Origin of the sequence: Arthrobacter sp. TB 26 (genome assembly GCF_000427315.1) — a bacterium.
Taxonomy (GTDB): domain Bacteria; phylum Actinomycetota; class Actinomycetes; order Actinomycetales; family Micrococcaceae; genus Arthrobacter.
This window is the reverse complement of sequence record NZ_AUPJ01000478.1, coordinates 1-5,865: the sequence shown is the minus strand read 5'-3', so window position 1 is coordinate 5,865 and position 5,865 is coordinate 1. Positions and strand designations below refer to the sequence as shown.

Genomic DNA, 5,865 nt, shown 5'->3' with positions numbered 1-5,865 from the left:
GCCGGGATCGGCGGTGGCGGCTACTTCGTGTTCTATGACGCAAAGACGGGCGAGGTGGGCACCATCGACGGCCGCGAGACCGCGCCGGCAGGAATGCAGCACGACGCGTTCATCGACCCGGAGACCAGCCAGCCGTACCCCTTCACGCCGGACCTTGTCACGAGCGGCGTCTCCGTTGGCGTCCCCGGCACACCGGCCACCTGGCAGCGGGCCCTCGACCGGTGGGGCACTGTCAGCCTCGGCGACGCCCTCAAGCCGGCTATCAAGGTGGCGACCCGCGGCTTTGTGGTCGACGAGACGTTCCGCCAGCAGACCCTCGACAACAGGTCCCGGTTCGCGGCCTTCACCTCGACGAGCAATCTCTTCCTGCCCGGCGGGGACGCTCCCGCCGTCGGCAGTGTTTTCCAGAACCACGACCTCGCCGAGACCTACCGGCTCCTCGCCAAGAGCGGGACGGGCAGCTTCTACGGTGGCCCCCTCGCGGCCGAGATCGCGGCTACGGTCCAGGCCCCGCCCAAGACTGCCACGACACCGCTGCCTGTCCCGGCCGGTTCCCTGACGACGGCGGATCTCGCCGCATACCGTCCCCTGGATCAGGCGCCGACGCATGTGGACTACCGAGGCCTGGACGTCTACGGCATGGCGCCGTCCAGCAGCGGCGGCACCACGGTGGGGGAGGCGCTGAACATCCTGGCGCCGTCCAATCTCTCCGAGCAGTCCACGCCCGGCGCCCTGCATCACTACCTTGAGGCGAGCGCGCTGGCCTTCGCGGACCGCGGCAAGTACGTGGGCGACCCCGCGTTCGGCAGCGTCCCCACCGCCGCGCTCACCGACCCGCTGTTCGGCAAGGAGCGCGCCTGCCGGATCGACCCGCTGCACGCGGCGGTGAAGCCCGTCGCCCCGGGGAACGTCTCAACGTACGACGGCGTGTGCCCGGCTGCCGCCGTGGCACCGGCCGACGAGAAGGACACCGAGAACATCTCGACCACCAATATGACGGTCGCGGACAAATGGGGGAACGTGGTCGAGTACACGCTCACGATCGAGCAGACCGGCGGGTCCGGCATGGTGGTCCCCGGCCGCGGCTTCCTGCTCAATAACGAACTCACCGACTTCTCCACCGTGTATAGCGAGACGGACCCGAACCGTATCCAGGCGGGCAAGCGTCCGCGCTCGTCCATGGCCCCGACCATCATCCTCAGGGAGGGCAAGCNCGCACTCGGCTCGCCCGGCGGATCGACGATCATCACCACCGTCCTGCAGACGATCCTGAACCGGGTGGACATGGGCATGACCATCTCCGAGGCCATTGCGGCACCGCGTGCGTCGCAACGGAACACCAAAACTGTCACGGCCGAGCCGGCGTTCATCGACGCATACGGGACCGAGTTGGCAATGCTGTACGGCCATCAGTTCACGGCGTCGGGTGATGCGTTCACCTCGGCAGCGGAGATCGGTGCCGCAACCGCCATCGAGTTCGCGCCCGACGGCGGAATGGTCGCCGCCGCCGAACCCGTGAGACGCGGCGGCGGATCGGCGATGGTACTCAACCCGGCGCCGAGGCCATGAAACGCGCCGGGGAGTGTCAGGTGCCGGGACTCACAAAGACGGGAGAGCGACCTATCTCGTGGTGCTGCATCCATGCAAGCATGGGGGCACACCGAAAAAGCAGAGTGAGGAGACTCGATGCAATCCAACGACCTGCTGCTGGACGCCTTCGGCCGGATCCGCGAGACCGTGGCCGCCACTCTTGACGGGGTCGACGGCGAAACCCTGCTCCGGCGGCCTGCGGGCAACGGAAACTCGATGGCGTGGCTGATCTGGCATCTCGGCCGGGTGGAGGACGCGCAGCTCGCCTCCGCCGCCGGCCTGGAACAGGTCTGGACCGCGCAGGGTTTCGCGGGCCGCTTCAATTTGCCGTTGCCCGAACGCGACACTGGCTACGGCCATTCAACAGAGAAGGTGGACGCTGTGAAGGTCCCGCCGGAGCTGCTGGTCGAATACTACGACGCCGTTCACCGGCAGACAGTGACGTTCCTGGAAACCCTCGCCGACGCGGACTTTGACCGCATCGTCGACACCCGCTGGGATCCACCTGTCACGCTCGGAGTGCGGCTGGTCAGCACTATTGCCGATTGCCTCCAGCACGTGGGTCAGGCCGCCTACGCCAGGGGCCTGAACCCCGCCCGCGCAGACTAGGGCACGCCGGTGCCGCGAGTGCCGGCGTCGGCGTCAATGGCCGCGGCAACCAAGCGGTCGAAACTCGCGGTCCCGCTCTCCGGAGGCTCGACGGTGAACACCGCAAACCATTTCTCCGGGGTATTCTTCGCCACCGATGCAACCCGTTCCACGTGCAGGTTGAGCCCGGGGACCCCGCTCACGGCGAGCGGCAGCCGCTCGCCGCTGCTGACCAGTCGCCGCAATTCCTTGACCGACAATTGGTCGTCACGTGTGTTGGTCACCTCGGCGATGGTGTCGTTAATCCTCTTGGTCAGGCCCTGCATGAAGGTTCGCTGATTTGAGACGGTGGGTACCGTAAGAATGGCCGGAAACACGACCATAAACAGTGCAACAGCACTCAAACTTCTGAGACCGGACATAAAGATCATCAGGAACAGGCAGAGAATCAGACCCAGGACACTGAGGATCACGAACCTGACCACGGGATTGTCGCCCGGCGTCTTTGACCATCGCACAAGGGCCACGGTGCTCCTGCGGGGCTGGGCGTGCAGTGGATTTTCCATGGTTAGTACCCCTTCACTTCGATCAGTGCTTCGGCCAGGATGACTGCCTCGCGTGCTTCTTTGAGATCGCTCAGCAGGCCCATGTCCGGCAGTGCTGAGGTGGCAACGGTTGCGCCGGTGAGTGCAGAAAAGATGCTGCTTAACTTCTCGCGGTCCTGGGCAAGCATCCGGGACGAATTCAACTTCACCCGGCTCAGTTCAAGCTCCAGCAGCGACTTGTCGATCGCCTCGCGACGCCCTTGCATGACCGAAAGTTTGTCCGTGACGCGCTGGACGCGGCCGCGAAGCATGGATTCCATCTGAATCGCCATGTCGTGGAGCTCGCGGAGTGCGGTGTACGACTCTGGCGACCCGGAGTGCGTGGCGAGCTGCCCACTGACGTAATGACGGCGTCGTTCCCATTCTCGGACGGCGGATTCGTGGGGTTCCACGAGCAAAGATACGGCAGCCAGGGCCTTGTCCAACGAGCCCGCCCGTGTGCTCAGGCTTGTTGTTGCGGCGTCCAGCCTCGACAGGAATGAGTCGTAGTTATCATGAGGCCGGGTGCCGTCGGCGTTCATGTGACGCTCGCACGCTGTGGTGCCGCGATGCCCACGCAATCCCGCCCAGGGCGGTGCGACTTCCCTCGCCGAATGGTGCCCCCAACTCTCATGGCAAGAGAATAGAGGCTCCGGGCGCGTTGTCATAGGGTCCGTCCCCCGTTGGTTCCTGGAACGAGGAGCGCCGGGGCAATCGTGCGCACCTTGACACTGACTTTCGCGCTCGCAGACACTAAAAGGTCCAGGCTGCTCACTGAGGCTAGGGAATGGAAAAACAAATGACCAGTACAGGTTCGTTCGTGATTGTGGTTGGTTTTGACGGTTCCGAGAATTCCCGAAATGCCCTGAGGTGGGGTATTGACGAGGCCAAACAGCGCAGCGGCGAGATTCGTCTCATCACGGCCTGGAGCAAACCGCCGCTCGCCTGGTATCCGGCGCTGCTGGAAACGGCCGCCGGCGAAGTCGTGACGGAAGATTCTCCGCGGCAAGCAGCTGAGACGTTGCAGGCTGCGGCACTGAAGGCCGCTGAGGATGAGGGGGTGTCTGCCACCGGCGAGATCGTCCACAACGATTCGGCGGCGTCAGCCCTTCTGGACGCCGCCCAAGGGGCGGATCTCGTGGTGGTTGGTTCGCGCGGTCACGGCGGATTTCCCGGTCTGCACCTGGGCTCGGTGGCGACGCAGATCGTCAATCATGCCCCGTGCCCCGTCCTTGTCGTCCGCCCCAAGGCCTCGTGAGGGCGGCAGCCGTTGTAACGTTTCGGGGGACGGCCTACGATGTGGCTGCAGCCCCACTCTGGGGACCAACTCCGGGACCTGCCCTCACGGGTTCAGACACATCTTCCGATGCCCGGGTCCTGGACAGTACGGGACGGGAAAGACCATGGCCAAGTATCTGTTTGAAGCGAACTACGTGGGAGAGGGCATCAAAGGCCTCATGCGCGAAGGTGGCACGAAGCGCCGCGATGCGCTCGTCGAAGCGCTCAAATCCGTAGGAGGCTCGCTCGAGTGCTTCTACTACGCCTTCGGGGAGACCGACGTGCTGGGGGTCTTCGAGGTTCCGGGGCCGGCAGACGCCGCGGCCCTTTCCCTCATGATCAATGCCACAGGCTCCGTCAACGTGCGTCTGAAGCCGCTGATGACGCCGGAGGACCTTGACGAAGCAGCAAAGAAGACCCCGTCCTACCGGGCCCCCGGGCAGTAGGTCGGCCAGCTATTTGGCGTCGTCCGGGCTGCTGTCCAACTCTTCGAACCGGCTGAGCTGGAGGCGGGTGGCGTCGCTGTCACCGTCCGGCAGGGCATCGCCATGCCGGTGGATGACCTTCCACTCGCCGTCCTCGCGCCGGAACACGGTGGTCACCCTCAGCGCGTAGGGCAGTGGCTCCGCGCCGCCGATCGACGCCGTCGTGTGCTCGATGCCCACAAGGTAGCCAAGGTCGCCGCTGGCACCGGCCGCGATGACTTCGTAGTCAAAGGACGTGCAGTCCGAAAATTGGGATGCCAGATGGTCAAAAGCCGGCGCCACTCGGTCGCGTCCGATTTTAGTCATGACAGCACCGAACAGCGTCACCGGATCATTGCCTGACCACATGGCTTTCCGTGGTTCCGCGTCGCCGTTGTGCAGTGCGGTTTCGGCCTCTGTCAGCCGGGGCATGACAGCTGCCAGAAATGCGTTCAGATCGTCCACGGTCTTACCTCCTTCAAGCCCCCGGCTTCAATTATCGGAGCCCGGTGGGGTGTCAGCAAGGGATCGCGGACCGCCCCCGGACCGGCGCGCGGGACCATTGGCCGCGGCGAACGTGCAGGTGCTCACGAGCCGCTGAACGGCGATCCTCACCGTGGCTTGTTCAGGCTGCGAGGCGGCTTTTTGTCCGGGCGCGGAGGAGCGTTTGGGCCCGTTGGCGGCGTTCGCGGCGGTGGTTGGGGCTCTTGGCCGCGGCCGGGTCCGGGTCTGGTGGTCCGGCACCGGTTCCGGGCAGCGGCGGGGCGGTGGAGTGGTAGGTGTGGCCGGTGGGGGTGGTGATGTCGAGGGTGTGTCTGGGTCCGGGGCGTGGTCGGGAGGACCAGCCGGGGATTTCTTTGGTGTGGTTGCAGGCTTCGCAGAGCCCGGCGCCGTTGTTCTGGGTCGTTGGGCCGCCGTGGTGCCAGGGGATGATGTGGTCGAAGTGTCTGATGGGGGCGTCGCAGTAAGGGGTGCGGCAGGTGTCGTCGCGGGCGCTCAGGAAGCGGCGGAGTCCGGGCGGGAAGAACCGGGCGCGGGAGTCCAAGGCGGTGAGCTCGCCGGTGCCGGGGGCAGTGTAGAGCCGGCGGAGCCAGGTGGTGAAGGCCCGTTCTTCCCGCGTTCTGTCCGGCGTGTGTGAGCATCCCGCGGGCCCAGCCGGCGGGGACGATGCCGTAGCCGGGGAGGCGGGCGGGTTCGCTGTCGCCATGGAAGAGGGTGCGGTCGGTCATGACGAGCTGGATTTCGATGCCGCTGATCCCGCCGGGGGTGCCTGTGGTGCGTTCGACGAGGGTATCGGCCATGAGCTGCCCGCGCGTGCGGGGGTCCCCGGCGTTGCGGAGGGTGTCGGCGTGCCGGGTCAG

Annotated in this window: 7 protein-coding genes and 1 pseudogene; 4 read left to right on the top strand and 4 right to left on the bottom strand. The window is 65.8% G+C overall.

The window, feature by feature from the left end:
• The coding region (locus K789_RS0118365; protein WP_024368032.1) for a gamma-glutamyltransferase family protein at nucleotides 1-1,569 on the top strand (1,569 nt) is incomplete at its 5' end.
• A 117-nt stretch (nucleotides 1,570-1,686) separates the two neighbouring features.
• The gene (locus K789_RS0118360; RefSeq protein ID WP_024368031.1) at nucleotides 1,687-2,199 is read left to right on the top strand and encodes a mycothiol transferase; all 513 of its coding nucleotides are present in this window, start codon (nucleotides 1,687-1,689) and stop codon (nucleotides 2,197-2,199) included.
• Here K789_RS0118360 and K789_RS0118355 read toward each other — a convergent pair.
• On the bottom strand, nucleotides 2,196-2,744 hold the full coding sequence (locus tag K789_RS0118355; RefSeq protein WP_024368030.1) for a hypothetical protein: 549 nt from the start codon (nucleotides 2,742-2,744) through the stop codon (nucleotides 2,196-2,198). The genes K789_RS0118360 and K789_RS0118355 overlap by 4 nt on opposite strands.
• Before the next feature lie 2 nt (nucleotides 2,745-2,746).
• The gene (locus K789_RS26275; RefSeq protein ID WP_128081670.1) at nucleotides 2,747-3,055 is read right to left on the bottom strand and encodes a hypothetical protein; all 309 of its coding nucleotides are present in this window, start codon (nucleotides 3,053-3,055) and stop codon (nucleotides 2,747-2,749) included.
• A 494-nt stretch (nucleotides 3,056-3,549) separates the two neighbouring features.
• On the opposite strand from K789_RS26275, the gene K789_RS0118345 reads away from it, so the two are divergent.
• Together K789_RS0118345 and K789_RS0118340 are read left to right on the top strand one after the other, a co-directional pair.
• Nucleotides 3,550-4,020, top strand: a complete 471-nt coding sequence (locus K789_RS0118345) for a universal stress protein (protein ID WP_237739637.1) — start codon at nucleotides 3,550-3,552, stop codon at nucleotides 4,018-4,020.
• Between the two features lie 145 nt (nucleotides 4,021-4,165).
• Complete coding sequence (locus K789_RS0118340) at nucleotides 4,166-4,486, top strand: GYD domain-containing protein (protein ID WP_024368027.1); 321 nt, start codon at nucleotides 4,166-4,168, stop codon at nucleotides 4,484-4,486.
• Nucleotides 4,487-4,495: 9 nt separating this feature from the next.
• Here K789_RS0118340 and K789_RS0118335 read toward each other — a convergent pair whose 3' ends face one another.
• The gene (locus K789_RS0118335; RefSeq protein ID WP_024368026.1) at nucleotides 4,496-4,969 is read right to left on the bottom strand and encodes a YybH family protein; all 474 of its coding nucleotides are present in this window, start codon (nucleotides 4,967-4,969) and stop codon (nucleotides 4,496-4,498) included.
• Nucleotides 4,970-5,129: 160 nt separating this feature from the next.
• Nucleotides 5,130-5,865 (bottom strand): annotated as a pseudogene (locus K789_RS24750) (HNH endonuclease); the annotation flags it as partial.

Coding starts and splice junctions, on each gene's coding strand:
- K789_RS0118340 (WP_024368027.1), top strand. CDS start 4,166: ATGGCCAAGTATCTGTTTGAAGCGAACTACGTGGGAGAGGGCATCAAA.
- K789_RS26275 (WP_128081670.1), bottom strand. CDS start 3,055: ATGGCGATTCAGATGGAATCCATGCTTCGCGGCCGCGTCCAGCGCGTC.
- K789_RS0118345 (WP_237739637.1), top strand. CDS start 3,550: ATGGAAAAACAAATGACCAGTACAGGTTCGTTCGTGATTGTGGTTGGT.
- K789_RS0118360 (WP_024368031.1), top strand. CDS start 1,687: ATGCAATCCAACGACCTGCTGCTGGACGCCTTCGGCCGGATCCGCGAG.
- K789_RS0118355 (WP_024368030.1), bottom strand. CDS start 2,744: ATGGAAAATCCACTGCACGCCCAGCCCCGCAGGAGCACCGTGGCCCTT.